The organism is Pseudomonas sp. HMSC076A11 (genome assembly GCF_001810205.1).
GTDB classification, from domain to species: Bacteria; Pseudomonadota; Gammaproteobacteria; order Pseudomonadales; family Pseudomonadaceae; genus Pseudomonas; species Pseudomonas aeruginosa.
In genome coordinates this window covers 55,446-77,277 of sequence record NZ_KV800317.1, presented here as the reverse complement: position 1 = coordinate 77,277, position 21,832 = coordinate 55,446, and the positions used below count along the sequence as shown (strand labels likewise).

Sequence of the window (21,832 nt, the reverse complement as noted above, 5' to 3'; positions counted from 1 at the left end):
ATTCATGAGCCTTGCCTTGTCCCATCCCGACAGCGACCTGCTGGCGCGGGTCAGCGATTTCCTCGTCGCCGAAGCCGAGCTGCTCGACGACCGCCTGCTGGATACCTGGTTCGCCCTGTTCGAGCGCGCTGCACGCTACCGGGTGCTGCCCTTGCAGGAGCAACTGGCCGGCCAGGCGCCGGAGGACAGCCTGTACATCATCGACGACGATCACGTGCGCCTGCGCGAGCGGGTCGACAGCATCCTCGGCGGGCATACCTGGATGGAGCAGCCGCGCTCGCGCACCCGCCGCCTGGTGGGCAACGTGCGGCTGAAGCGGGTCGAGGGCGAACTGGTCAGCAGCCGCAGCAACTTCGTCGTCCATCAGTTCCGCAACCGCGAGGCCTGGAACTTCGTCGGCGAAGCCAGCCATGTCCTGCGCGACGGTCCCGAGGGCTTGCGCATCGTCTCGCGGGAGATCCGCCTGGACCACGAGACCATCAGCGCCCAGCGGCGCATCAGCATCATCCTGTGAGGCGCCGCCCATGAGCACCGATCCGTTGCTGCCCGGCTTCGACTACCTGACCCTGCACACCTCCGCCGCGCGCCTCCGCGTCGCCGTGAAGGGCAGCGGCCCGCCGCTGCTGCTGTTGCATGGCTATCCGCAGACCCACCTGGCCTGGCACCGCATCGCTCCGCGCCTGGCCGAGGACTACAGCGTGGTCCTCGCCGACCTGCGCGGCTACGGCGAATCGCGGGCGCTGGACGAGGAGGGCGCCGACTATTCCAAGGCCGCGCTGGCCCGCGACCAACTGGAAACGATGGGCCAGCTCGGCTTCGAACGCTTCACGGTGATCGGCCACGACCGCGGCGCGCGGGTCGGCTATCGCCTGGCGCTGGACCATCCGCAGGCGGTCGCGGCCTTCGTCTCGCTGACCGTGGTGCCGATCCTCGACAACTGGGCCGCGGTGAACAAGGCCTTCGCCCTCAACGCCTACCACTGGTTCCTCCTCGCCCAGCCGTACGACCTGCCGGAGCGCCTGATCGGCGCCGATCCGGAGCACTTCCTCGACTACACCCTGCGACGCATGGCCCAGGGCCGCGACATCTACCACCCGCAGGCGCTGGCAAGCTACCGGCGGGCGTTCCGCGACCCCGCCGTGCGCCATGCGATGTGCGAGGACTACCGGGCCGCGGTGGGCGTCGATGCCGACGCCGACCAGGCCGATCGCGACGCCGGCCGGCGCCTGCAATGCCCGGTCCAGGTGCTCTGGCAGGAGCGCCCCTACGCCGCCGGGCAGCATCCGCTGGAAATCTGGAAGACCTGGGCCGGGCAGGTCGAGGGCGCCGCCATCGGCGCCAGCCACATGCTTCCCGAGGACGCGCCGGACGCGGTGCTGGAGCACCTGCTGGGGTTTCTCGCCAGCCACCGGGAGGCGCTCCGATGAGCGCCGTCGAACGCGATCCGGCGGCGCAGGCGACGCTCTGGCGACAGCGGGTGTTCGAGGTGCACGCGGCGATGTCCGCCTACCTCGCCGAGCGCCATCGGCGTGAAGACCTGGGGGACTGGGTGGCGACCAGCGCGCGGATATTCGCCGATCTGCCGGCGACCGACGACCTGCGCGCCGAAGCCTGGCAGGCGGTGTTCTTCCGCGCCCAGGCGCTGATCGAACAGTTCATCGTCGCGCGCCCGGCGGATTACCGGCTCGACGACTGGGCGCGCGCCACCGCGCGCATCTATCGCGCGCTGGAACCGGCGGGGCGGGGCGATCCGGCCAGCGCCGCCGACCGTCTGGCACGCCAGGCCGCGCTCTACGGTTCGCGTTTCGAGGTGCAGGCCGAGGCTGACGGGCGCGCGGTATTCCACAACCGTCACTGCGCGATCTGGGACTACCGTGAGCGCGCCCGCGCCCGAGGCGTGCCGATCACCCTGGAGTCGGCCTGCACCTATTGCACCAAGCTGCTGTCGGCGTTCGTCGCCGCCAGCGATTGCCACGCCGACTGGCGGCTCTACGAAGAGCCGCAAGGCCACGGCTGCGTATGGACCATCACGGCGGACAGCCTCAACCAAGGAGCAGGCGTACATGAACGCGATCATTGAACAGGCGCGCAGCCTGGACGGCTACCAGGATTCCAGCGAACTGCTGCAACGTCGCGACCAGGACTGGGTGCTCGACCGCGCCGGCATCGAGCCGCGCAGCCTGCTCGATCTCGGCTGCGGCATCGGCTCGCTGCTGCTCGGCGGCGCCCGGCGCTGGCCCGGCCTGCAACGGTTGTGGGGCATCGAGCGTTCGCCGCTGCGCCTGGAGCAGGCGCGCGCGCAGTTGCGCGGGGCTGGCGTCGAGGCGCGTCTGCTGGAGGGCGACCTGCTCGACCTGCCGCCGCTGGCGGAACGCTTCGAGCTGATCAGCATGACCGCCGTGCTGCACTGGCTGTATCCCGATGAAGAGCGGCTGTTCCGGTGGGTCGCGCGGCACCTCGAGGCGCAGGGGGTATTCCTGTTCACCTCGCACCATCCGTTCGCCGAGGATGGCCTCGGCGGCGAGGACGACCTGGTCGCCCAGGCCCTGGTCGAGATGGGCCTGGCTGCGTCGGAACGGGTGGCGGCGCTCTACGCGGAAGCCGGGCTGCTGCCGATGGGCACCCGCACCCGTGGCCGGGAGGCGTTGCGCGAACGCGTCGAACGACACTTCCGGGTCGACTCCATCGTCTCCCGCCCGGCGGTCCTGCGTGTCGCCGACTCCGCCGAATACCAGCGTTTCCACGCCGCCACCTTCGGCACCTATTTCGCACCGCTGGTGCCGGCGACGCGCCTGGAGGAATTCTTCGTCCGCCTCGGGCGGATCGCCGAGCGGCGCATGCAGGCCGACGGACAGGTCAGCGAAATCCCGGTCAGCGTCTGGCGCTGCCGGGCGCGGGAGGGCGAGGCATAACCTTATGCGCAATCGGTCTGCCGCGCGGCTGAAAATCGGTACGGGCAATTGCACTCGGTGGCATCCGCAACCGCTCAAGGATGAACCGATCATGCCCAACCCGCGTTCGCCACGTCTTCGACTCGTCCCCGTGCTCTGCGCGGTCGGCCTGGCCTGCCTTGGCCAGCCCGGCGAGTCGGCGGCAGAGGAGGTCCGCGCCACCAGCCGCGCCGAGATCCAGCGCTTCGACATCCCGGCCGGCGAACTGGCCCAGGTGCTGCTGAGCATCGTCCGCCAGAGTCGCACCCCGATCGCCTTCGACCAGCACCTGGTGGAGGGCCTGCCGGCACCGGCGATCCAGGGCTCCTACAGCGTCGAGCAGGCGCTGCAGCGGGCCTTGCAGGGCAGCGGCCTGGAATACAGCCGCAGCGCCGCCGGCGTGCTCAGCCTGCAACGCGCCACGGCGCCGGATGCCGCGCTGCCGGCGACGAAGCCCGCCGGGACCCTGGCCACGGTGGTGGTCACCGGCACCCGCAAGGCCGATGTCAAGGCCGGCGAGAGCCTGGCACCGATCGATGTGGTCAGCGCCGAGCAATTGCGCGACAGTGGCAGCGGCGACCTGCGCGACGCCCTGGTGCGCCTGCTGCCCTCGCTGTCGCGCCAGGCCCAGGCCTACAACGCTTCGGCGCTGACCAACGCGCAGTCGCTGCGCGGCCTGAGTCCCAACCACGTGCTGGTGCTGGTGAACGGCAAGCGCCGCCACGAGACCGCCAATATCAATGTCAGCGGCGGGCTGCAGAGCGGCTCCACCGGGGTCGATCTGGACACCATCCCGCTCGCCGCCATCGAGCGCATCGAGGTGCTGCGCGACGGCGCCTCGGCGCAGTACGGTTCGGACGCCATCGCCGGGGGGATCAACGTCATCCTCAAGTCGGCCGACCACGGCGGCCGGCTCGCCTACGACAACGGTCGCTACGGCGATGGCGACGGCTTGACCCAGAACGGCGGGGTGAATGGCGGCCTGCGTTTCGGCGAGAGCGGTTTCCTCAACCTCAGCGCGCAGTTCCGCGAACAGGCGCGGACCATCCGCGCCGGCATCGACCAGCGTACCGGGCACTACGGCAACCCGTCCATCGGCGACCCTTCGCTGCACCGCCAGGCGCTGGCCTACAACGCCGGCGTGGCGCTGGACGACAACGTCGAGCTGTACAGCTTCGCCACCTATACCCATCGCTCGGTGTCCTCGGCGCAGATCTACCAGTTGCCGTCCCTGGCGCCGCGACTCTATCCGAACGGCTTCACCCCGCGCATCACCAGCGACGAGGACGACTATTCGCTGACCCTCGGCGCCCGTGGCGGCGAGCTGTTCGGCGCTTGGGACTGGGACCTCAGCTCGACCTACGGCGCCGACCGCCCGGAGATCGGCATGGACCACTCGATCAACCTCGCCCTCTACGGCGAGACCGGCGATTCGCCGCGCTCCTTCGACCTGGCGCGCTACAAGGCCACCCAGTGGACCAATAATCTCGACCTGCGCCGCGACTTCGACCTCGCCTGGCTGCCGGCGCCGCTGAATTTCTCCTGGGGCCTGGAGCAGCGCCGCGAACTCTACGAGGTCGAGGCCGGCGATCCCTGGTCCTACTACAACGGCGGTTCCAAGGCGCTCCCTGGGCAGGCTCCGGCCAGCGCCGGACAGTGGAGCCGCGACGTGCTCGGCGCCTATCTCGACCTGTCCACCGCCCTCGGCGAGGGTTGGCAACTGGAGACGGCGGCGCGCTACGAGCACTACAGCGACTTCGGCAGCACCACCAACGGCAAGCTCGCCAGCCGCTACCGCTTCAGCCCCGAGGTGTCGGCGCGGGCCAGTCTCAGCAGCGGCTTCCGCGCGCCGTCGCTGGCCCAGGAGAACTACACCAGCCTGGGCGTCTCGCCGACCATCGCCAGCGGCCTGCTGGCGGTCAACTCGCCGGCGGCCAGGCTGCTCGGCGCCGAGGACCTGGAACCGGAAAAGTCGATCAGCTACAACCTCGGCCTGGTGCTCGATCCCTTGCCGGACCTGAACCTGGCCATCGACGCCTATCGCATCGAGATACGAGACCGCATCGTCGACGGCGCCACCTATTCCGGACAGCCGGCGATCGATGCGCTGCGCGCCGGCGGGATCAGCATCCCGGCCGGACTGACCCAGGTCAGCACCCACTACATGACCAACGGCGCCGACACCCGTACCCACGGCCTCGACCTCACCGCCAGCTACCTGACCCGGCTCGGCGAGTGGGGCCGGATCGACTGGCGCCTGGGCGCCAACGTCAATCGCACGAAGCTGGTCAGGAATCATCGCGGGCGCAACGGCCAGCCGCTGCTCAACGACCAGCAGCAGGCCTGGATCACCAGCTCCACGCCGCGCAGCCAGGTCAGCCTGCAGGCCGACTGGAGCTACCGGCGCTGGGGGCTGACCCTGCGCGAAACGCGCTACAGCAAGACGGTTTCCGAACTGGACTACTACACCGGCGAGCATGCCTATTCGACCACGGTCTTCAACCGCTTCGAGAACTCGCCCAAGTACATCACCGACGTCGCCCTGCGCTATGCGGCGAGCCGCAACCTGACCCTGAGCGCCGGGGCCAACAATCTGTTCGACGTGAAGCCCGACAAGCTGCCGGCCGAGAGCGCCTACCTCGGCTTCAACCAGTACGACACCTATGCCTCGCAGATCAGCTTCAACGGCGCCTTCTACTACCTCGGCGCGGCCTACACCTTCTAAGGAGGAGCAACCATGAGCATCGAACTGCGCGGCGGCGTACGCGCCTCCGCGGTCATCGGCGACAGCGCCTTCGCCCGCCAGGCCGCGCGTTTCCTGCCGGACACCCGCAGTCGCGCGGTGAGCGCCTTCGACATCCAGCAGAAGGCCCGCCTGGAAGAGGCGGACGGCCTCGACGGCGCGCTGTTCACCGTTTCCGCTGCCTGGCCCGACCCCTGGCTGGTCGCCGGCTGGGCTTTGGCCGCGGCGCCGCGCCTGCGCGCCACCGTCGCGCACCGACCGGGGAGCGCCCAGCCGACCGTTGCCGCGCGCGCCCTGGCCACTCTCGACGGCCTGTCCAACGGGCGCGCCGGCGTACACCTGGTGATCGGCTCCAGCGACGCCGACGTGCGCCGCGACGGCGACTTCGCCGACAAGGACGAACGCTACCGGCGCGCCGTGGAGTACCTGGAGGTCTTCACCCGCGCCCTGGAAAGCCGCGAACCCTTCGACTACCACGGCGAGTTCTACCGGCTGGAGGACGCCGGCAGCGGCTTCCTGCCGATCCAGCGGCCGCGCCCGCCGCTATCCGTTGGCGGCTCCTCGGCGCAGGCACAACGCCTGGCGGTGCGCTTCGCCGACGTCTACGCCGGCCACTTCGCCAGCCCCACGCAGACCGCGGAGCTCAAGCGCAGGCTGAACGAGGAGGCGGCGGAGCAGGGACGGCGGCTGAAGTTCTGGAAGCACTTCCAGGTGATCCTCGGCGACAGTCCGGCGGCGGCCCTGGACATCGCCGAGCACTACCGCCAGGCCGCTTTCGAACTGCTTCTGGCACGGCCCCTCGACGAACTGGCGGCATCGCCGCAGGTCGCCCGCGACGGCGAGCGCGACCGGCTCGCCCGGCTGGAGCCGGAGGCCTTGCGCGAATGGGTGGCGAATACCGTGCAGCGCAGCTTCGCCGGGGTGCTGGTGGGCAGCGTCGGCGAGGTGGCGGAACAGATCCTGGCCTTTCATCGCGCCGGCATCGAGATCGTCCAGCTCGAGGCCACCACCGAGAACGCCGAGGACATCCGCTTGCGCCGCCAACTGATCGAGCGCCTGAGGCGCGACGCATGAGCGGCGTCGCCCGCGAGGCCATGGAGGACGTCGCGCCGGCGCCTGGCGTCGGCGAGTTCGGCGTGGCCAGTTGTGGGGTGCTGCTGGCCTCGGTAGTGGGGGTGATCTTCGGCCCCACCGGGCTGGTGATCAGCAGCTTCTCGCTGTTCATCGAGCCGATCGCCGCCGACCTGGACTGGGACCGCGGCCAGTCGGCGCTGCCGGTGACCCTGCTGGGCCTGGCGGTAGCCCTGAGCAGCCCGCTGAAGGGCTGGCTGGTGGATCGCTGGGGCGCGCGCGCCCTGGTCCTGCCGCTGACCGCCGCGCTGGCCCTGTGCCTGGCCAGCCTGGCGCTGGCGCGCAGCGGCTGGCAGCTATACCTGCTGTTCGCGCTGCTCGGCCTGCTGACGCCGGGCAACATTCCCTATGCGCGGATTCTCGGCGGCTGGTTCGAGCGTCGTCGCGGCGCAGCCTACGGCATCCTCGGACTCGGCTTCGGCGTCGGCGGGCCACTGGCGCTGTACCTGGGCAGCGCCTGCATCGACGCCTTCGGCTGGCGTGCCACCTTCCTCGTCTATGGCCTGCTCGAAGGCCTGCTGGCGCTGCCGCTGCTCTACGCGTTGTTCCGCGAGCGGCCCGGCGACCTGCCGCAGGCGCGGCGCCCGCCAGCCGGCGCGCTGCCCGGAGCGACGCCAGGCCAGGCCTGGCGCTCGGCGGACTTCTGGCTAATCGTCGGCAACCTGATCCTCGGCGTGTTCGCCGTCACCGGCGTGATGGTGCATGGCGTGCCGCTGTTGCAGGAGCGCGGCCTGTCGCGGGAAGTCGCCACCGACGTGCTGGCGGCGCTGTGGGTCGGCATGATCGTTTCGCAACCGGCGCTGGGCTACCTGCTGGACCGCTACGACACCCCGCGCATCGCCTTGCCGTTCGCCCTGCTGGCGGCGCTCGGGCTGCTGCTCCTGCTCCTTGGCGGACCGCCGGCGCTGCTCTGGGGCGCGGTGTTCCTGATCGGCCTGGGCGCCGGCGGCGAGACCGGCACCACCCAGTACTTCGTCAGCCGCTACTTCGGCCTGCGCCATTTCAGCGTGATCTATGGCTCGATCCAGCCCTTCACCTTCGCCATCGCCATCAGCCTGGGGTCCTGGCTGCTGGGTTACTTCTACGACCGCGCGGGCTCCTACGCGGGCTCGACGCTGGTCCTGCTCGGCGCGTTCGGCGTGGCGGCAGGGCTGCTGGTCATGCTCGGGCGCTATCGCTATGCCATCGACGGGGAGGCACGCAGCCATGGGCGAGACTGAACGGAGCAGGGCGGAGGTGGGCGTCTGGCTGCTGGCCGGGCTGGCCTTCGTGGTCGGCACGGTGGAACTGGTGGTGGCCGGGGTGCTCGACGAACTGGCCGCCAGTTTCGCCGTCAGCCAGGGCCGGGCCGGGTTGCTGATGAGCCTGTACGCGCTGGTCTATGCGCTGCTCGGCCCGCTGCTGGTCTACCTCAGCGCCGGCATCGAGCGCCGCCGCCTGCTGGCCGGCGCGCTGCTGGCGTTCATCGGCGCCAACCTGGCCAGCGCCGCCGCGCCCAGCTTCGCCCTGTTGCTGGCGAGCCGGCTGCTGGTGGCGGCCAGTGCCTCGGTCATTGTGGTGGTGGCGATCACCCTGGCGGTGGCCATCGTCGCACCGGAACGGCGCGGCCGGGCGATCGGCCTGGTGTTTGCCGGCATCGTCGCCTCACTGGTGCTGGGCGTACCGCTGGGCACCCTGATCGGCGAGTTCTGGGGTTGGCGCAGCCTGTTCCTGCTGCTCGCCGGGGTCGCGTTGCTCGGCCTGCCGCTGCTCCTGCGCCTGCTGCCGGCCATACCCGGCGCGCCCGGCATCGCCCCGGCGGAGCAACTGCGGGCGCTGGCCCGGGGCCGGGTGCCGTTCGCCCACCTGGCATCGCTGTTGCAGATGACCGGCCAGTTCACCGTCTACACCTACATCGTGCCGTTCCTGGTCGGCAGCATGGCCCTCGACAAACCGACCATCAGCCTGGTCCTGCTGGTCTACGGGGGCGGCGGCATCCTCGGCGCGCTGCTCGGCGGACGTGCCGCCGACCGCTGGCCGGGGCCGGCCACCTTCGTCGCCTTCCTGCTCCTGCATGCACTGGCCCTGGTCCTGCTGCCGTTCGCCACCGGCGGCCTGCCGCTGCTGCTGGGCGCGGTGGTGTTCTGGTGCGTGTTCAACATGGCGCCGGGGCCGGCGATCCAGAAATACCTGGTGGAACTCAGCCCGGACACCGCGGCGATCCAGATCAGCCTCAACACCAGCGCGATCCAGCTGGGCGTGGCCCTGGGCGCCTTCATCGGCGCGATCCTGGTGGACCAGGTGGCGGTGCGCGCGCTCCCCTGGTGGGGCGCCGCGCTGATCCTCGGCGCCGCCGCCTGCGGCTGGCTGTCCGCGCAGCGGCCGGCGGCGGGCACGGCGGACTGCCGGGAGCGCCTCGATTGATTCCCTACCGTGCGCCACGGGAACAGCCCCGGGCGCCGTTCCTCAACCTCCAGGCTCACTACCGCTATCCGTGGCGTGGCCTGCCAGCAGCGAACGCTTACCATGGATAGCCAAGGCTCCATCAAGAACACCCTGATCGCCCAGTTGTTCCAGCAGAACTACGACTGGCTGTGCAAGAAGCTGTCCTACCAGACCGGCTGTAGCCACAGCGCCGAAGACCTCGCCGCCGAGGCTTTCCTGCAGGTCTGGATGCTCCCCGACCCGGCGTCGATCCGCTCGCCGCGGGCGTTCCTCGCGACCATCGCGCAACGCCTGATGTACGAGAGCTGGCGGCGCAAGGACCTGGAGCGCGCCTACCTGCAGATCCTCGCCGAGGCTCCGGAGGCGGTGCAGCCGTCGCCTCACGAGCAGTGGATGCTGATCGAGAGCCTGCAAGCCATCGACCGCCTGCTCGACGGCCTGTCCGGGCAGGCCAGGGCAGTGTTCCTGATGAGCCAGCTGGAAGGCCTGACCTACGTGCAGATCGGCGAACGCCTCGGATTGTCCCTGGGGCGCATCCACCAGTTGATGAAGGATGCCTTGCACTGCTGCTACCGGGGATTCCAGGAATGAGCGAGAAGCCGGAACGGCAACGCATCGTCGAGGAGGCCATCGAATGGATGGTGCGCCTGCAATCCGGCGACTTCAGCGCCGCCGAGGGCGATGCCCTGGAACGCTGGAAGGCGCTGTCGAGCGAGCATGCCGAGGTGTTCCGGCAACTGCTTGGCAGCCTCGCGCCGCTACAGGACTCGCCCTGGCGCGGCCAGCCGAGCGCTACCGTGCTGCGCGCCCTGGAGCAGCCGTCGAGCCGCCGGCGCTTCGTCGGCGGCGCCCTCGGGCTGTTCGTCCTGCTCGCCGGCGGCGCCGGCCTGGAGCGCTGGGTCCAGGCCGGCATGGGTCTGCCTGGCGAACTGGCGACCGGCACCGGCGAGCGCCGCGACTGGTTGCTGGCCGACGGCAGCCGCCTGCGCCTGAACGCGCGGAGCAAGGCGCGACCGCTGCTCGACGGCGCCCAGCGGCGCCTGGAGCTGCGGCGCGGCGCGATGCGCCTGGAAGTGAAGGAGGACCCGCGCGGCGCCTTCGCCCTCGACTGCGCCGCCGGACGGGTGGACTGCGCCAGCGGCAGCCTGCTGCTGGCCGAGGAGCGCGGGGCGATCCGCCTGGTGACCCTGCGCGGCAGCGCGCGGCTGACCACCGGTGAGGGACGCCAGCTGGCGGTGGCGGCACGACGTAGCCTGCTGTTCGATGCCGGCGGCCTGCTCGAACAGGGCCCGATGCAGGCCGGAGAGGATGCCTGGGCCAGCGGCTGGCTGGAGGTCCACGACCGCTCCCTGGCCTGGGTCGCGGAGGCCTTCCGGCCCTATCTGCCAGGCATCCTCCAGCTCGACGCGGAGATCGCCGGCAACCGCGTCAGCGGTCTGTTCCCGCTGGACGACATGCACACGTCCCTGGACATGCTCGGACGCAGCCTGCCGATCCGCGTGCTGCGCTACAGCGACTACTGGATCAGCCTGCGCCCCGCCTGACTCATTCGTCGAAGAACAGCAGGCAACGCAGTTCGATACTCTGCCGCGGCGGCGCATCGGCCGGGGTGCAGGGATCGTCGAAGGCGGTGTGCGCGCCGAGGCGGGCCTGCGCGTCCTCCCGCGAATCGTAGATCTTCAGCAGCAGCGCTTCCTCCGGCAGCAGGTGCGGGTAGTAGTACCAGCGGTGCTCCGGGTTGGGCTTGACCGAGTAGGTTTCGCCCACCTTGTCGCGGTACACCAGGTCACTGGCCACCAGGTCGTCGAACGCCAGGCTGCGGGCGTCCAGCAACGCCAGCGGCGCGCGCTGCGCCGGGTGGCCGAACGGACGCCACAGGTTGACGATCTGGAAGCGTCCGGCCAGGCGCCGTTCGGCGCGTTCCGCCGGCAGGTGGTCGCGGACCCGGCGCGGCGCCGAGCGCAGGGTCTGGTCGTTGTGCACGTAGCGCACCGGTTCGCGCAGGCCGCGTTCTTCGCGCCCGGCCTGGTCGACGCGCAGCGTGTGGTCGAAGATCACCGCCTCGGCGGCGCCGGTCAGGCGGCGGAGCAGGGCGATGCTTTCCGGGTAGTAGCGTTCACGAACCTGGGCTTCATCCTCGAAATCGCCCACCGCGCTCGCCTCGCGCACCAGTTGGAAACCCTCGCGCTCCAGGCTGGCCGGTTGCGCCAGCAGACGCGCATTGCGGATCGCCACCCGGGTCGGCTGCAACAGCGCGCTGCGCTGCGGCGTCCCGGCGGGGGCCGGATAGGTGTAGGCGACCGGCCGTTGGCCGTTGTCGCGGATATAGTTGACCTCGGCCTCGACCTGCTCCGGCGCGTGCGCCGGCCATGCGTGTTGCTGGCAACCCATGTGTCGTTCTCCCGTTGCCAGCGGAGATGCCTCCGCTGCCGCGCCGCCGGATGCCGCGCGTGAACGGCCAATCTAGCCGCTGGCAGGCGGCGGCGAAACGAACATCGAGCGCTGGCGTCATGCCTTCGTGGAATAAGCCCGGAGCGGCTCAGGACATCGCGTCGAGTCGTCGCCGCTGGCGATACTGGCGCGGCGTCATGCCTTTCCAGCGCCTGAAGGCATGGCTGAAGTTGGACACCTCGCCGTAGCCGAGGCGCTCGGCGATCTCCTCCAGGCGAATCGCGCCGGTGGCCAGCAGCTCTTCGGCGAGGGCCTGGCGCACCTCGTCGAGCAACAGGCGGTAGCTGCTGCCCTCGTCGTCCAGGCGGCGACGCAGGGTACGCACGGTGAGGTGCAGTTCCATGGCCAGGGTCTGCATGTCCGGCAAGTGGCCGGGCGTCCTCAGCAAGCGGTCGCGGATGCGTCCGGCCAGACCGCCGCGCACCTGGCGGCGGGCGAGCAGGGCGCGGCACTGCTCCTCGCAGGCGCGCGCCACCTCTGGATTGGCGCCGGGCAGCGGGAGGTCGAGGAAGCGCCGTTCGAAGACCACCCGGTTGTCCGCCTGGCCGAACGCCGGGCACAGGCCCAGCTCGCGCACGTAGGGCGCGGGATCGGCGGGCGGTGGGCGGCGGAAGCCGGCGCGGAGGATCGGCAGGCGCTGCCCGGTGAGGTCGCGCTGGATGCGCAGCACGCCACCGGCGTCGCGTTCGAGGAGGAAAATCCGCAGGTCCTCGGGAATGCCGGCGTCGTCGAGCACCAGGTGCGCTTCATCGTCGTGTACCTCCAGGCGGATGCCATGGAAGGCGAAGGTCAGGTCGAGGTAGCGCAGGCCCAGTTGCGCGGCGCTGAGGAAGGTCGGGCTGCTGAGCAGGGCGAAGCCCCAGATGCCGTAGGCGTTGAGGTGATAGCGCAGGCCTGCCGCCAGGCCCGGCGCGCAGGCGTCGCCCAGGTGCCGGACCAGGTTGCGCACTACGCTCAGTTCCTGGGCCGCGTCGATTTCCCCGGAGGGATCGCCGAGCAGGCGGATATCCAGGCCGCTACCTGCCAGGCACTGCTCCAGGCCGAGGCCGCGGTCGATGCCGAACTGGATCAGCAGGTGCGCGCTGATGGCGCTGCGGCGGGGAGACCAGGGCGGAGTGGGCATGGTGGCGTCCGAGGTTGACCGAAAATCACAACTTTATGTCCGGCCCGGCCATAACGCCAGTCGCCCCGGCGAACTAGGATGCTGCCATCCGCCGCTGGGCGGAATCGCGCCGGACGGCGTGGCAAGCAACAAACGGGAGCACAACAATGCACAACGAGTCCCGCCCTGAAGCCCCCTTGCGGGTGCTGGTGGTCGGCGCCGGCTTCGCCGGTCTCGGCTTGGCGATCCGCCTGCGACAGGCAGGCATCGACGATTATCTGGTCCTGGAAAAGGCCGCCGATGTCGGCGGTTGCTGGCGGGAAAACCGCTACCCGGGCGCCGCCTGCGACGTCCCCTCGCATCTCTATTCGTTTTCCTTCGAGCCGAAGGCCGACTGGTCGCGCAAGTTCGCCCCGCAGGCGGAAATCCTCGACTACCTGCGGCATTGCGCGGACAAGTACCGTCTGCGCGAGAAGATCCGTTTCCACTGCGAGGTGGAGGAGGCCCGTTTCGACGCCGGCAGCGGCGAATGGCAGGTGCGCTGCGCCGATGGCCAGACGCTGCGCGCACGGGCCCTGGTCTGCGCCACCGGCCAGTTGAGCCGGCCGCTGCTGCCGCGCCTGCCCGGCCTGGAGCGCTTCCAGGGTCCGGCGTTCCACTCGGCGAACTGGGACGCCGAGGTCGAGCTGGCCGGCAAGCGGGTCGCGGTGATCGGCACCGGAGCCAGCGCCATCCAGTTCGTCCCGCGGATCGCCCCGCAGGTGCAACGCCTGTCGCTGTTCCAGCGCAGCGCGCCTTACGTGATCGCCAAGCCGGACCGCACCTACGCCGACTGGGAACGCCGCCTGAAGGCGCGCTGGCCGTGGCTGCAACGCCTGGATCGGGGGCTCAAGTACCTGCACCACGAATCGCGGATGCTCGCCTTCGCGACCTTCCCGGCGCTGATGAAGGTGATGCGGCTGAGCTTCCATCGTCACCTGCACCGGCAGATCGCCGATCCGCAACTGCGCGCGCGGCTGGTTCCCGACTACCCGCTGGGTTGCAAGCGCATCCTGATCAGCAACGACTATTACCCGGCGCTGGCCAGGAGCAATGTCGAACTCGTCGACACGGGCATTCGCGAAGTCACCGAAGACGCCGTGGTCGGCCGTGACGGCCGCCGGCACGAGGTCGACGCGATCATCTTCGGTACCGGCTTCGCCGCCACCGAGTTCCTCGCCCCGATGCGCATCCTCGGCCTCGACGGACGCGACCTGCGGCAGGCCTGGGCGGATGGCGCGGAGGCCTACAAGGGCATCAGCGTCAGCGGCTTCCCCAACCTGTTCATCCTTTACGGGCCGAACACCAACCTCGGCCACAACTCCATCGTCTACATGCTGGAAAGCCAGTTCCCCTACGTGCTCGGCTGCCTGCGCCAGCTCCAGGAGCAGGGCTTGCGCTACCTCGACGTGAAGCCCGAGGTCCAGCGGCGCTTCAACCTGGAGGTGCAACAGGGGTTGCGCCATACCGTCTGGGAGCGTGGCTGCGACAGCTGGTACAAGACTGCCGCCGGCAAGAACACCAACAACTGGCCGGGCTACACCTTCGTCTATCGCTGGCGTACGCGCCGGCCGGAGCTTGCCGACTATGACCTGGCCCGCTGAAGCACCCCTGATGTCGCCGCCGCAACGCCTGCGCGCCGGTCTCCTGCGCGGCTGCCTGCGCCTGTTGTTCCGCGGGCTGGTCCGTCCGCCCATGCCAGTGGCGCTGCAACGCGGCGTGTTGCGCGGGCTGAGCCTGGCGACGCTGGGCGCCGGCGGCGTCGTCCGCGAGCGCCGCAGCCTCGCCGGCGTGCCCTGCGAGTGGTTGCGGCCGCGCGGGGTGGAGGCGCGGCGCCGGGTGCTCTACCTGCACGGCGGCGCCTACCTGATCGGCTCGCCGGCGACCCACCGGGCGATCACCACGCACCTGGCCCGGCGTTGCGCCGCCGAGGTCTGCGCGGTGGACTACCGGCGCGCCCCGGAACATCCGTTCCCCGCCGCCCGCGACGACGCCCTGGCGGTCTACCTGGCATTGCTGGAGGCCGGCCATTCGCCGCGCCGGCTGCTGCTCGCCGGCGACTCCGCGGGCGGCCACCTGGCGCTGTCCCTGGCCCTGGAGCTGAAGGCGCGCGGCTTGCCGTTGCCGGCCGGGTTGCTGCTGTTCTCGCCCTGGACCGACCTCGGCTGCCAGCGCCTGCACACGCCGGCGGCCGGCGACCCGCTGCTGTCGCGGGCCTGGCTGGAAAGCGCGGTGCGCCTGCTGCTGCCGGCCGACGCGGAGCCAGGCTCGGCCGCCTTGTCGCCGCTGCATGCCGACCTGGCGGGGCTGCCGCCGCTGCTGGTACAGGTCGGCGAGGACGAACTGCTGCGCGACGACAGCCTGCGCCTGGCGCAACGGGCCGGTGAGCAGGGCGTCGCGGTGCGATTGCAGCGCTACGCCGGTTGCTGGCACGTGTTCCAGGCCCATGCCGGCGTGTTGGCCAGCGCCGACCGGGCGTTGGACGAGGCGGCCGCGTTCGTCGTCGAATGCAGCGCGGAGGGCGACAGGTGCAGAACATCCTGATCAGTGGTGCCGCTTCCGGAATCGGCGCCGCCAGCGCGCGGCTGTTCCACCGCCGGGGCTGGCGGGTCGGTTTGCTGGACATCGATGCCGAGGCGTTGCGCGGCTTGGCCGCGCAACTGCCGGGCGCCTGGCACCGCGCCGTGGACGTCAGCGAGCCCGACGCGGTCGGCGAGGCGCTTGCGCAGTTCTGTGCCGATGGCCGCCTGCGCCTGCTGTTCAACTGCGCCGGCGTCCTGCGTTTCGGCCGCTTCGAAGAGGTCGCCCTGGAGGACCACGCGCGGTTGCTGGCGATCAACCTGCAAGGCGTCCTCAACTGCTGTCACGCGGCCTTTCCGTTCCTGCACGCGACGCCGCAGGCGCAGGTACTCAACATGGGCTCGGCATCGGGGCTTTATGGCGTACCGGAGATGGCCGTCTACTCGGCCTCGAAGTTCGCCGTGCGCGGGCTTACCGAGGCGCTGGAGCTGGAATGGCGCCGCCACGGTATTCGTGTGGCCGACCTGATGCCGCCGTTCGTTCGCACGCCGATGGTCGCCGGGCAGGCCTACCAGCCGCCGGTGTTGCGTCGCCTGGGGCTGAGACTGGACGCCGAGGATATCGCCGAGGCGGCCTGGCGGCACGCGCACAGCCGGCGGGTACACCGGCCGGTGGGCGGGTTGTTCACGGCGCTGTACTGGGCTGGGCAGTTGTCTCCGCCGTGGGTGAACCGAGCGGTGATGGCGTGGTTGTCGCGGGACGAATAGGCACTTGCGTTTATCCGCCGCTTATCCGGGGTATTGGCGGATACCGCCTGTGGCTGTATTCGCCCTACAGGCCTGCGGAAACGCTGGCTGCCGCTCCAGCTCCGTAGGGCGGATAACCGCTCGCGGTTATCCGCCGCTTATCCGCGACATCGGCGGATAACGCCCGTGGCGTTATTCGCCCTACGGATCAGGACTTCGAAATGAACTCCTCTCTCAGGCTCATGGCGTCTCTCGTGGTCTTTCCCCGGCAACCCCGCACACCTGTCAGCTATGTCTCCGGTCCGTACAGACGCTTGCAAAAGGGACTCGCCTGGGAAGGCGAAACGAGAAGCCGGGGCAGGCAAGGAAATCAGCTTGCCCAGCACATTCAGACTCAACAGCACGAGGGCAGAAAGTGGCCAGCCTCAGGCCGGCAACAACGGCCGACAGGCCTCGACGAAGCGCCGGCAGGCACCCGCACATTCGCGCTCCAGCGGCTCGTCGCCATCGCAACGCTCGGCGCATGCCAGGGCATAGCGCGCCGCCAGCTCGCAGGCGGCCGGCGCCCATGGGCTGCGGCGCTCCAGCAGCAGGGCGGCGAGGCGGCAGAGGTCGGCGCAGTCGCCGGCGTGCTGGCGTTGTTCCCTGCTGGACTCGGTGCAGAGCGCCAGGTAGCGCTCGCACGCGCGGATGCAGTCCTGGGACGCGAGCCGGCAGCGCTCTTCCGGCGCCTGGACGGCGGCACCGCCGAGCAGGGCGTCGGCGTCGGTTTCCAGCAGGGAGCCGGGGTCTTCGTTTCCGGGATCGTTGATGGCGCGGGTCATGGCGGCACCTCCTGGCGATTGCGCCCATGCGGGCCCTGTTCCTTGGGCCGGTCGACGATGCCGACAGTTCAGTCGATTTCGCCGTCGGCACCGCCGCTCGATTGCCTTGAACCCTCGCCCGCGGCGCCAGTCCTCACTGGTACGACCCCAGACACGACCAGGAGGCGAGAATGTCCAGCACGGTTGCCGATCAATTGCTCGAACGCTTGAGCCAGTGGGGGGTGAAGCGCGTCTTCGGCTACCCCGGCGATGGCATCAACGGGATCATGGGCGCCATGGGCCGGCGCGCCGAGGCATTCGACTATATCCGCGTGCGCCACGAGGAGATGGCGGCCTTCATGGCCGGCGCCCACGCCAAGTTCACCGGAGAGGTCGGGGTGTGCCTCGCCACCTCGGGGCCGGGCGCGATCCACCTGCTGAACGGGCTCTACGACGCGCGCATGGATCATCAGCCGGTGCTGGCCATCGTCGGCCAGCAGGCGGCTACTGCGTTGGGCAGCGAGTACCAGCAGGAAGTCGATCTGCAGAGCTTGTTCAAGGACGTTTCCGCCTATGTCGAGACCGTGGTCAGCCCGGCACAACTGCTCCATGTGCTGGACCGAGCCCTGCGCGTGGCGGTCGGCGAGCGGCAGGTGGCGACGGTGATCGTGCCCAACGACGTGCAACAGATGGCGGCCCCGAAGCGCCAGCCCCACGAGCACGGCCACGTGATGTCGGCGGTGGGCTTCGTCCAGCCGCGACCCTACGCGCGCGACGCCGACCTGGAGGCCGCCGCGGCGATCCTCAATCGCGGCCGGCGCGTGGCGATCCTCGCCGGTGCCGGGGCCCTGGGCGCGCACCGGCAACTGGAAGCGGTCGCCGAGCGCCTGGCCGCCGGAGTGGCCAAGGCGCTCCTGGGCAAGGCGGCGGTTTCCGACGACCTGCCGTACGTGACCGGCTCCATCGGCCTGCTCGGCACCCGCGCCAGCAGCATGCTGATGTCGCATTGCGACACCCTGCTGATCGTCGGCAGCACTTTCCCCTACAGCGAGTTCCTACCCAAGGCCGGCCAGGCGCGGGCGGTGCAGATCGACCTGTATCCGCGCAACATCGGTATCCGCTATCCGATCGACCAGGCCTTGCTCGGCGATGCAGGGGAAACCCTGGAGCGCCTGCTGCCGCTGCTCGAGCAGAAAAAGCACGGCGCCTGGCGCCGCCGGGTCGAGCGGGCGGTGACGGCCAGTCGCGAGGAAGCCCGGCGCCAGGCCGAAGAGCCAGCCGACCCGATCAACCCGCAGCGGGTATTCCGTTCCTTGTCGGAGCAACTGCCGGACGATGCGATTCTCTGCGGCGACAGCGGCTCGCATACCAACTGGTACGCCCGCGACATCCGCATGCGCCCGGGCATGCTCGGCTCGCTGTCGGGCAAGCTGGCGACCATGGGCAGCGGCGTGCCCTACGCCATCGCCGCCAAGCTCGCCTATCCGCAGCGGCCGGTGGTGGCGATGGTCGGCGACGGCGCCATGCAGATGAACGGCAACGCCGAACTGGTCACCGTGCAGCAGTACTGGCAGCGCTGGGACTCGCCGACCTTCATCGTGCTGGTGCTGAACAACGGCGATCTCAACCAGGTGACCTGGGAGCAGCGTGCCCTGGCCGGCGACCCGGAGTTCAGCCCGGCGCAGGAAGTGATCGATTTCCCCTACGCGCGTTATGCGGACATGCTCGGCTTCAAGGGCATCCGCGTGGATCGCCCGGAGGACATCGACGCCGCCTGGGCCGAGGCCTTCGCCGCCGACCGCCCGGTGCTGCTGGAGGTGGTCACCGACCCGAACGTGCCGCCGCTGCCGCCGCACATCAGTTTCGAGCAGGCCAAGCACCTGCTTGGCGCCATGCTGCAGGACGATCCCAAGCGCTGGGGGGTGATTCGCCAGAGCGCCCGGCAGGTCCTCGCGCGGCACTGAGCAAGGCGGTCGCGGCGCTCAGTCGGCGCGGCCGCTACGCAACTGGTCGGCCAGTTCGCGGTGGTGGTAGAAGCGCGCCAGCCATTCGTCGGCGAAGCGGCGCAGGTCAGGATCGGCGGAGTCCCGGGCGATTCCCTCGAAGCGTGCGACCAGACGGTCCTGCTGGCGAATCTGCGCGTCGAGGAAACCGCGCTCGTCGAAGCCGCCGGGAGCGGCGGCCTGCCGTTCGGTCTGGCGCGGCGAGGGCAGCGCCAAGGCCTTTTCCCCGGCCAGGGCGCGCAACTGATGGTCGAACTCCTGCTGTTCGGTGAGTACGCGCTTGGCATAGAGCTGCACCGCCTTGTTTTCGGAACGGCGCATGGCTTGCTCGGCTGCCTCCACCTGGGCCTGGCTGTCGGCCAGGCTGTCGGCGAGCAGGGCCCGGGTATCAGCGGGTTCGGCCTGGACGGCCAGGGGCAACAGCAGGGCGGCGATCAGTGACAGGCGACTGGGCATGGCGAACCTCCGGACGGGACGAGTGTGCGGTGGACGCTCGCCATACGGCGCCGTTCAAAAAAACCGCCTATGCGTCCCAGGCCGCCAGCAGGCGTCGATGCTCGCGGTGCGCCGCCTCCTGCACCGTCGGCAGCAGCCGTACCGGCTGGCCTGGCAGGCATTGCGCCAGGCGCGCCAGCGCCAGCGGGGCGAGGGCGCCGAGACGGGGGTAGCCGCCGATGGTCTGGCGGTCGTTGAGCAGGACGATCGGCTGACCGTCCGGCGGCACCTGCACCGCGCCGAGGGCGATGCCTTCGGAGATCATCGACTGCTGCCGGCATTCCAGGCGCGGGCCGAGCAGACGTACGCCCATGCGGTCGGCGCGGGTATCCACCTGCCAGTCGCCGTTGAACGCATCGAACAGGCTCATGGCCGGGAAGTCGCCGATCTGCGCGCCGAGGATCAGCTCCAGGCGCGCTTCGCCGGTGCAGTCCATGATCCGTTCGCTGGGCAGGGGCAGCGCGCGCGGTCGCGCGCCATCGGCCAGCCAGCCGAGGCTGTCGCCTGCGGCCAGGGCCTTGCCGTCGGCGCGGGGGCCGCCCAGGCCTTCGCGGGCCACCGTGGCCAGGCTGCCCAACTGGCGCTCGCCGGCGAAGCCGCCGGGCGCCGCCAGGTAGGCGCGGGCGCCCTGGCGTGGGTGGGCGAAGGCCAGGCGCTGGCCGCCGCGCACGGCGAACGCGCCCCAGGCCGGTAGCGGCTGGCCATCGAGGGTCGTGCCGAGGTCGCCGCCGGCCAGGGCCAACCAGCCGTCGGCACGGCATTCGGCGACGAAACCGCCGAGGGCGATCTCGATCACCGCGGCGTCCAGGGGATTGCCCAGCAGCCAGTTGGCCCAGCCCATGGACAGCCAGTCGAGGGCGCCGCCCTGGGTCACGCCGAGATGGCGGCAGCCGAAGCGGCCGCGATCCTGCAACTGGACCAGCGGGGTGCTCTGGCACACCCGCAGGCCGCCGTGGATGGAGTCGTTCATGCCTGGACCTCCAGGGGCGTGTCGTCGCCGCCGAGACGGACGAATTCGGCGTGTCCGATGGGTTCGAAACGCACCCGGTCGCCGGCGCGCAGCAGGCTGTAGCCGTCCAGGGTGAGGTCGAACAGGCGCACCGGGCAGCGCCCGAGCAGGTTCCAGCCGCCTGGCGAGGCCTGCGGATAGACCGCCGTCTGGCGCTCGGCGATGCCGACGCTGCCGGCGGCGATGCGTTGCCGGGGAGTCGCCAGGCGGGGTGCCGCCAGGGCTTCCTCGACCAGCCCCATGAAGGCGAAGCCGGGGCTGAAACCGAGGGCGAAGACCCGATACTCGCGCTGGCTGTGGCGGCGGATCAGCTCGGCGACGCCGAGCTGCTTGCGCCGCGCCAGGGGTTCCAGGTCGGGGCCGACCCGCGGGTCGTACCAGGTCGGCAGGATGTGCAGGCGGCCGCCGTCCTGGCGTCTCGGGTGCAAGTCGGACAGCGCCGCGGCGATTCGCGCGCGGGCTTCGCCGGGGTCGAGCTGGAGCAGGTCGTATTGCAGGAGCAGGGTGGTGTAGGACGGCACCAGGTCGAGCAGGGCGGCGCCGAACGCCGCCCGCAGGTTTTCCTCCGCCGCCAGCAGCCAGGGCATGTTGGCTTCGTCGATGCGCTCGAACAGGCGCAGGACGAAGCTGTCGATGGCGGCCACCTCGATGCGCGGTTGCGGTTGGCTCATGCCGCCTCCAGGGCGTCGCGGATGCGCCGCACCGCAGCCAGCGAGGCGGGGTTGTCGCCGTGTACGCAGAGGGTCTGCGCCTCCAGCGCCAGGGCGCTGCCGTCGCTGGCTCGCAGCGCCGCGCCACGGGCCAGCAGGAGGGCCTGGGCGAGCACCGTCTCGGCGTCGTGGTGTACCGCGCCGGGCTGGCTGCGCGAGACCAGGTAGCCGGCGCCGTCGTAGGCGCGGTCGGCGAACGCCTCGAACCACAGCTCGATGCCGTGGGCCTCGCCCAGCGCGCGCGCCGCGGTGTTGTCGCGGGTGCTCATCAGCATCAGCGGCAGGGTGCGGTCGTAGGCCGCCAGTGCGCGCAGCACGGCGGCGAGGATCGCCGGGTCGCGCATCATGTCCTGGTACAGCGCGCCATGCGGCTTGACGTAGCGTACCCGCGTGCCCTGGGCGCGGCAGAGTCCGTCGAGGGCGCCGATCTGGTAGAGCAGCAGGTCTTCCACTTCCTGCGCCGAGCAGGCCAGCGAGCGCCGGCCGAAGCCGACCAGGTCGGGGTAGCCGGGGTGCGCGCCGATACGCACGCCATGCTCCACCGCCAGGGCCACGGTGCGGCGCATGGTGCCGGGATCGCCGGCGTGGAAGCCGCAGGCGATGTTGGCGCAATCGATCAGCGGCATCACCTCGGCGTCCAGGCCCATGCGCCAGGCACCGAAGCTCTCGCCGATATCGCAGTTCAACAACAGGCTGTTCATGCTGGTTCCTTCAGGTCATTGCTCG

Annotated in this window: 21 protein-coding genes; 14 read left to right on the top strand and 7 right to left on the bottom strand. The window is 70.5% G+C overall.

Going from position 1 to position 21,832, the window contains the following annotated elements; translation table 11 throughout:
• Window positions 1-4 precede the first annotated feature (4 nt).
• The 10 genes from HMPREF2716_RS23690 to HMPREF2716_RS23645 all read left to right on the top strand — a co-directional run bounded on the left by HMPREF2716_RS23690 (window position 5) and on the right by HMPREF2716_RS23645 (window position 10,772).
• Window positions 5-514, top strand: coding sequence for an aromatic-ring-hydroxylating dioxygenase subunit beta (locus HMPREF2716_RS23690; protein WP_023518817.1), 510 nt, complete (start codon window positions 5-7; stop codon window positions 512-514).
• A 10-nt stretch (window positions 515-524) separates the two neighbouring features.
• Complete coding sequence (locus HMPREF2716_RS23685; RefSeq protein ID WP_009315673.1) at window positions 525-1,427, top strand: alpha/beta fold hydrolase; 903 nt, start codon at window positions 525-527, stop codon at window positions 1,425-1,427.
• Entirely contained in the window at window positions 1,424-2,080 is a 657-nt protein-coding gene (locus HMPREF2716_RS23680; RefSeq protein WP_034037800.1) for a hypothetical protein, read from the top strand. The genes HMPREF2716_RS23685 and HMPREF2716_RS23680 overlap by 4 nt, the downstream gene beginning before the upstream one ends.
• Complete coding sequence (locus tag HMPREF2716_RS23675; RefSeq protein ID WP_009876352.1) at window positions 2,064-2,912, top strand: class I SAM-dependent methyltransferase; 849 nt, start codon at window positions 2,064-2,066, stop codon at window positions 2,910-2,912. Before HMPREF2716_RS23680 ends, HMPREF2716_RS23675 begins: the two co-directional genes overlap by 17 nt.
• 91 nt (window positions 2,913-3,003) lie before the next feature.
• A complete protein-coding gene (locus HMPREF2716_RS23670; protein WP_070622024.1) occupies window positions 3,004-5,655 on the top strand; it encodes a TonB-dependent receptor in 2,652 nt (883 codons plus the stop codon).
• A gap of 12 nt (window positions 5,656-5,667) precedes the next feature.
• Window positions 5,668-6,747, top strand: a complete 1,080-nt coding sequence (locus HMPREF2716_RS23665) for an LLM class flavin-dependent oxidoreductase (protein ID WP_003120261.1) — start codon at window positions 5,668-5,670, stop codon at window positions 6,745-6,747.
• Window positions 6,744-8,024 (top strand): MFS transporter, encoded by a 1,281-nt coding sequence (locus HMPREF2716_RS23660; protein WP_023518821.1) that lies wholly within the window; start codon window positions 6,744-6,746, stop codon window positions 8,022-8,024. The genes HMPREF2716_RS23665 and HMPREF2716_RS23660 overlap by 4 nt, the downstream gene beginning before the upstream one ends.
• Window positions 8,011-9,207, top strand: coding sequence for an MFS transporter (locus tag HMPREF2716_RS23655; protein WP_003121674.1), 1,197 nt, complete (start codon window positions 8,011-8,013; stop codon window positions 9,205-9,207). The genes HMPREF2716_RS23660 and HMPREF2716_RS23655 overlap by 14 nt, the downstream gene beginning before the upstream one ends.
• A gap of 102 nt (window positions 9,208-9,309) precedes the next feature.
• Entirely contained in the window at window positions 9,310-9,819 is a 510-nt protein-coding gene (locus HMPREF2716_RS23650) for a sigma-70 family RNA polymerase sigma factor (protein WP_003107976.1), read from the top strand.
• Window positions 9,816-10,772, top strand: coding sequence for a FecR family protein (locus tag HMPREF2716_RS23645; protein WP_003118512.1), 957 nt, complete (start codon window positions 9,816-9,818; stop codon window positions 10,770-10,772). The genes HMPREF2716_RS23650 and HMPREF2716_RS23645 overlap by 4 nt, the downstream gene beginning before the upstream one ends.
• Window position 10,773: 1 nt before the next feature.
• Here the strand turns inward: HMPREF2716_RS23645 and HMPREF2716_RS23640 are convergent, their stop codons facing one another.
• Together HMPREF2716_RS23640 and HMPREF2716_RS23635 are read right to left on the bottom strand one after the other, a co-directional pair.
• A complete protein-coding gene (locus tag HMPREF2716_RS23640; RefSeq protein WP_003107935.1) occupies window positions 10,774-11,619 on the bottom strand; it encodes a CmcJ/NvfI family oxidoreductase in 846 nt (281 codons plus the stop codon).
• A 148-nt stretch (window positions 11,620-11,767) separates the two neighbouring features.
• Complete coding sequence (locus HMPREF2716_RS23635; protein WP_003114843.1) at window positions 11,768-12,802, bottom strand: AraC family transcriptional regulator; 1,035 nt, start codon at window positions 12,800-12,802, stop codon at window positions 11,768-11,770.
• Window positions 12,803-12,948: 146 nt separating this feature from the next.
• On the opposite strand from HMPREF2716_RS23635, the gene HMPREF2716_RS23630 reads away from it, so the two are divergent.
• From HMPREF2716_RS23630 to HMPREF2716_RS23620, 3 genes are read left to right on the top strand one after another with little or no spacing between them, the layout of a single operon-like run.
• A complete protein-coding gene (locus HMPREF2716_RS23630; RefSeq protein WP_003107859.1) occupies window positions 12,949-14,424 on the top strand; it encodes a flavin-containing monooxygenase in 1,476 nt (491 codons plus the stop codon).
• Window positions 14,425-14,434: 10 nt separating this feature from the next.
• On the top strand, window positions 14,435-15,364 hold the full coding sequence (locus HMPREF2716_RS23625) for an alpha/beta hydrolase (protein ID WP_003142502.1): 930 nt from the start codon (window positions 14,435-14,437) through the stop codon (window positions 15,362-15,364).
• Window positions 15,349-16,107 (top strand): SDR family oxidoreductase, encoded by a 759-nt coding sequence (locus HMPREF2716_RS23620; protein ID WP_023518823.1) that lies wholly within the window; start codon window positions 15,349-15,351, stop codon window positions 16,105-16,107. Before HMPREF2716_RS23625 ends, HMPREF2716_RS23620 begins: the two co-directional genes overlap by 16 nt.
• Window positions 16,108-16,511: 404 nt before the next feature.
• On the opposite strand, the gene HMPREF2716_RS23615 is transcribed toward HMPREF2716_RS23620, so the two are convergent.
• A complete protein-coding gene (locus tag HMPREF2716_RS23615) occupies window positions 16,512-16,910 on the bottom strand; it encodes a four-helix bundle copper-binding protein (protein WP_003106156.1) in 399 nt (132 codons plus the stop codon).
• A 170-nt stretch (window positions 16,911-17,080) separates the two neighbouring features.
• Here HMPREF2716_RS23615 and HMPREF2716_RS23610 point away from each other — a divergent pair, with 170 nt between their 5' ends.
• Complete coding sequence (locus HMPREF2716_RS23610; protein WP_023518824.1) at window positions 17,081-18,853, top strand: thiamine pyrophosphate-requiring protein; 1,773 nt, start codon at window positions 17,081-17,083, stop codon at window positions 18,851-18,853.
• Window positions 18,854-18,871: 18 nt separating this feature from the next.
• Here HMPREF2716_RS23610 and HMPREF2716_RS23605 read toward each other — a convergent pair whose 3' ends face one another.
• From HMPREF2716_RS23605 to HMPREF2716_RS23590, 4 genes are all read right to left on the bottom strand, one after another.
• The gene (locus tag HMPREF2716_RS23605; protein ID WP_003106158.1) at window positions 18,872-19,348 is read right to left on the bottom strand and encodes a DUF4142 domain-containing protein; all 477 of its coding nucleotides are present in this window, start codon (window positions 19,346-19,348) and stop codon (window positions 18,872-18,874) included.
• Window positions 19,349-19,415: 67 nt separating this feature from the next.
• A complete protein-coding gene (locus HMPREF2716_RS23600) occupies window positions 19,416-20,357 on the bottom strand; it encodes a 5-oxoprolinase subunit C family protein (RefSeq protein ID WP_003120271.1) in 942 nt (313 codons plus the stop codon).
• A complete protein-coding gene (locus tag HMPREF2716_RS23595; protein WP_023103202.1) occupies window positions 20,354-21,067 on the bottom strand; it encodes a 5-oxoprolinase subunit B family protein in 714 nt (237 codons plus the stop codon). Before HMPREF2716_RS23595 ends, HMPREF2716_RS23600 begins: the two co-directional genes overlap by 4 nt.
• On the bottom strand, window positions 21,064-21,807 hold the full coding sequence (locus HMPREF2716_RS23590) for a 5-oxoprolinase subunit PxpA (protein ID WP_023518825.1): 744 nt from the start codon (window positions 21,805-21,807) through the stop codon (window positions 21,064-21,066). The genes HMPREF2716_RS23595 and HMPREF2716_RS23590 overlap by 4 nt, the downstream gene beginning before the upstream one ends.
• Between the last annotated feature and the right edge of the window lie 25 nt (window positions 21,808-21,832).

What these genes read in the sequence shown, in the direction of transcription:
- HMPREF2716_RS23675 (WP_009876352.1), top strand. Translation starts at nt 2,064, where the DNA reads ATGAACGCGATCATTGAACAGGCGCGCAGCCTGGACGGCTACCAGGAT.
- HMPREF2716_RS23635 (WP_003114843.1), bottom strand. Translation starts at nt 12,802, where the DNA reads ATGCCCACTCCGCCCTGGTCTCCCCGCCGCAGCGCCATCAGCGCGCAC.
- HMPREF2716_RS23610 (WP_023518824.1), top strand. Translation starts at nt 17,081, where the DNA reads ATGTCCAGCACGGTTGCCGATCAATTGCTCGAACGCTTGAGCCAGTGG.
- HMPREF2716_RS23645 (WP_003118512.1), top strand. Translation starts at nt 9,816, where the DNA reads ATGAGCGAGAAGCCGGAACGGCAACGCATCGTCGAGGAGGCCATCGAA.
- HMPREF2716_RS23600 (WP_003120271.1), bottom strand. Translation starts at nt 20,357, where the DNA reads ATGAACGACTCCATCCACGGCGGCCTGCGGGTGTGCCAGAGCACCCCG.
- HMPREF2716_RS23665 (WP_003120261.1), top strand. Translation starts at nt 5,668, where the DNA reads ATGAGCATCGAACTGCGCGGCGGCGTACGCGCCTCCGCGGTCATCGGC.
- HMPREF2716_RS23680 (WP_034037800.1), top strand. Translation starts at nt 1,424, where the DNA reads ATGAGCGCCGTCGAACGCGATCCGGCGGCGCAGGCGACGCTCTGGCGA.
- HMPREF2716_RS23625 (WP_003142502.1), top strand. Translation starts at nt 14,435, where the DNA reads ATGTCGCCGCCGCAACGCCTGCGCGCCGGTCTCCTGCGCGGCTGCCTG.
- HMPREF2716_RS23685 (WP_009315673.1), top strand. Translation starts at nt 525, where the DNA reads ATGAGCACCGATCCGTTGCTGCCCGGCTTCGACTACCTGACCCTGCAC.
- HMPREF2716_RS23615 (WP_003106156.1), bottom strand. Translation starts at nt 16,910, where the DNA reads ATGACCCGCGCCATCAACGATCCCGGAAACGAAGACCCCGGCTCCCTG.
- HMPREF2716_RS23655 (WP_003121674.1), top strand. Translation starts at nt 8,011, where the DNA reads ATGGGCGAGACTGAACGGAGCAGGGCGGAGGTGGGCGTCTGGCTGCTG.
- HMPREF2716_RS23650 (WP_003107976.1), top strand. Translation starts at nt 9,310, where the DNA reads ATGGATAGCCAAGGCTCCATCAAGAACACCCTGATCGCCCAGTTGTTC.
- HMPREF2716_RS23640 (WP_003107935.1), bottom strand. Translation starts at nt 11,619, where the DNA reads ATGGGTTGCCAGCAACACGCATGGCCGGCGCACGCGCCGGAGCAGGTC.
- HMPREF2716_RS23660 (WP_023518821.1), top strand. Translation starts at nt 6,744, where the DNA reads ATGAGCGGCGTCGCCCGCGAGGCCATGGAGGACGTCGCGCCGGCGCCT.
- HMPREF2716_RS23630 (WP_003107859.1), top strand. Translation starts at nt 12,949, where the DNA reads ATGCACAACGAGTCCCGCCCTGAAGCCCCCTTGCGGGTGCTGGTGGTC.
- HMPREF2716_RS23690 (WP_023518817.1), top strand. Translation starts at nt 5, where the DNA reads ATGAGCCTTGCCTTGTCCCATCCCGACAGCGACCTGCTGGCGCGGGTC.
- HMPREF2716_RS23670 (WP_070622024.1), top strand. Translation starts at nt 3,004, where the DNA reads ATGCCCAACCCGCGTTCGCCACGTCTTCGACTCGTCCCCGTGCTCTGC.
- HMPREF2716_RS23605 (WP_003106158.1), bottom strand. Translation starts at nt 19,348, where the DNA reads ATGCCCAGTCGCCTGTCACTGATCGCCGCCCTGCTGTTGCCCCTGGCC.
- HMPREF2716_RS23595 (WP_023103202.1), bottom strand. Translation starts at nt 21,067, where the DNA reads ATGAGCCAACCGCAACCGCGCATCGAGGTGGCCGCCATCGACAGCTTC.
- HMPREF2716_RS23590 (WP_023518825.1), bottom strand. Translation starts at nt 21,807, where the DNA reads ATGAACAGCCTGTTGTTGAACTGCGATATCGGCGAGAGCTTCGGTGCC.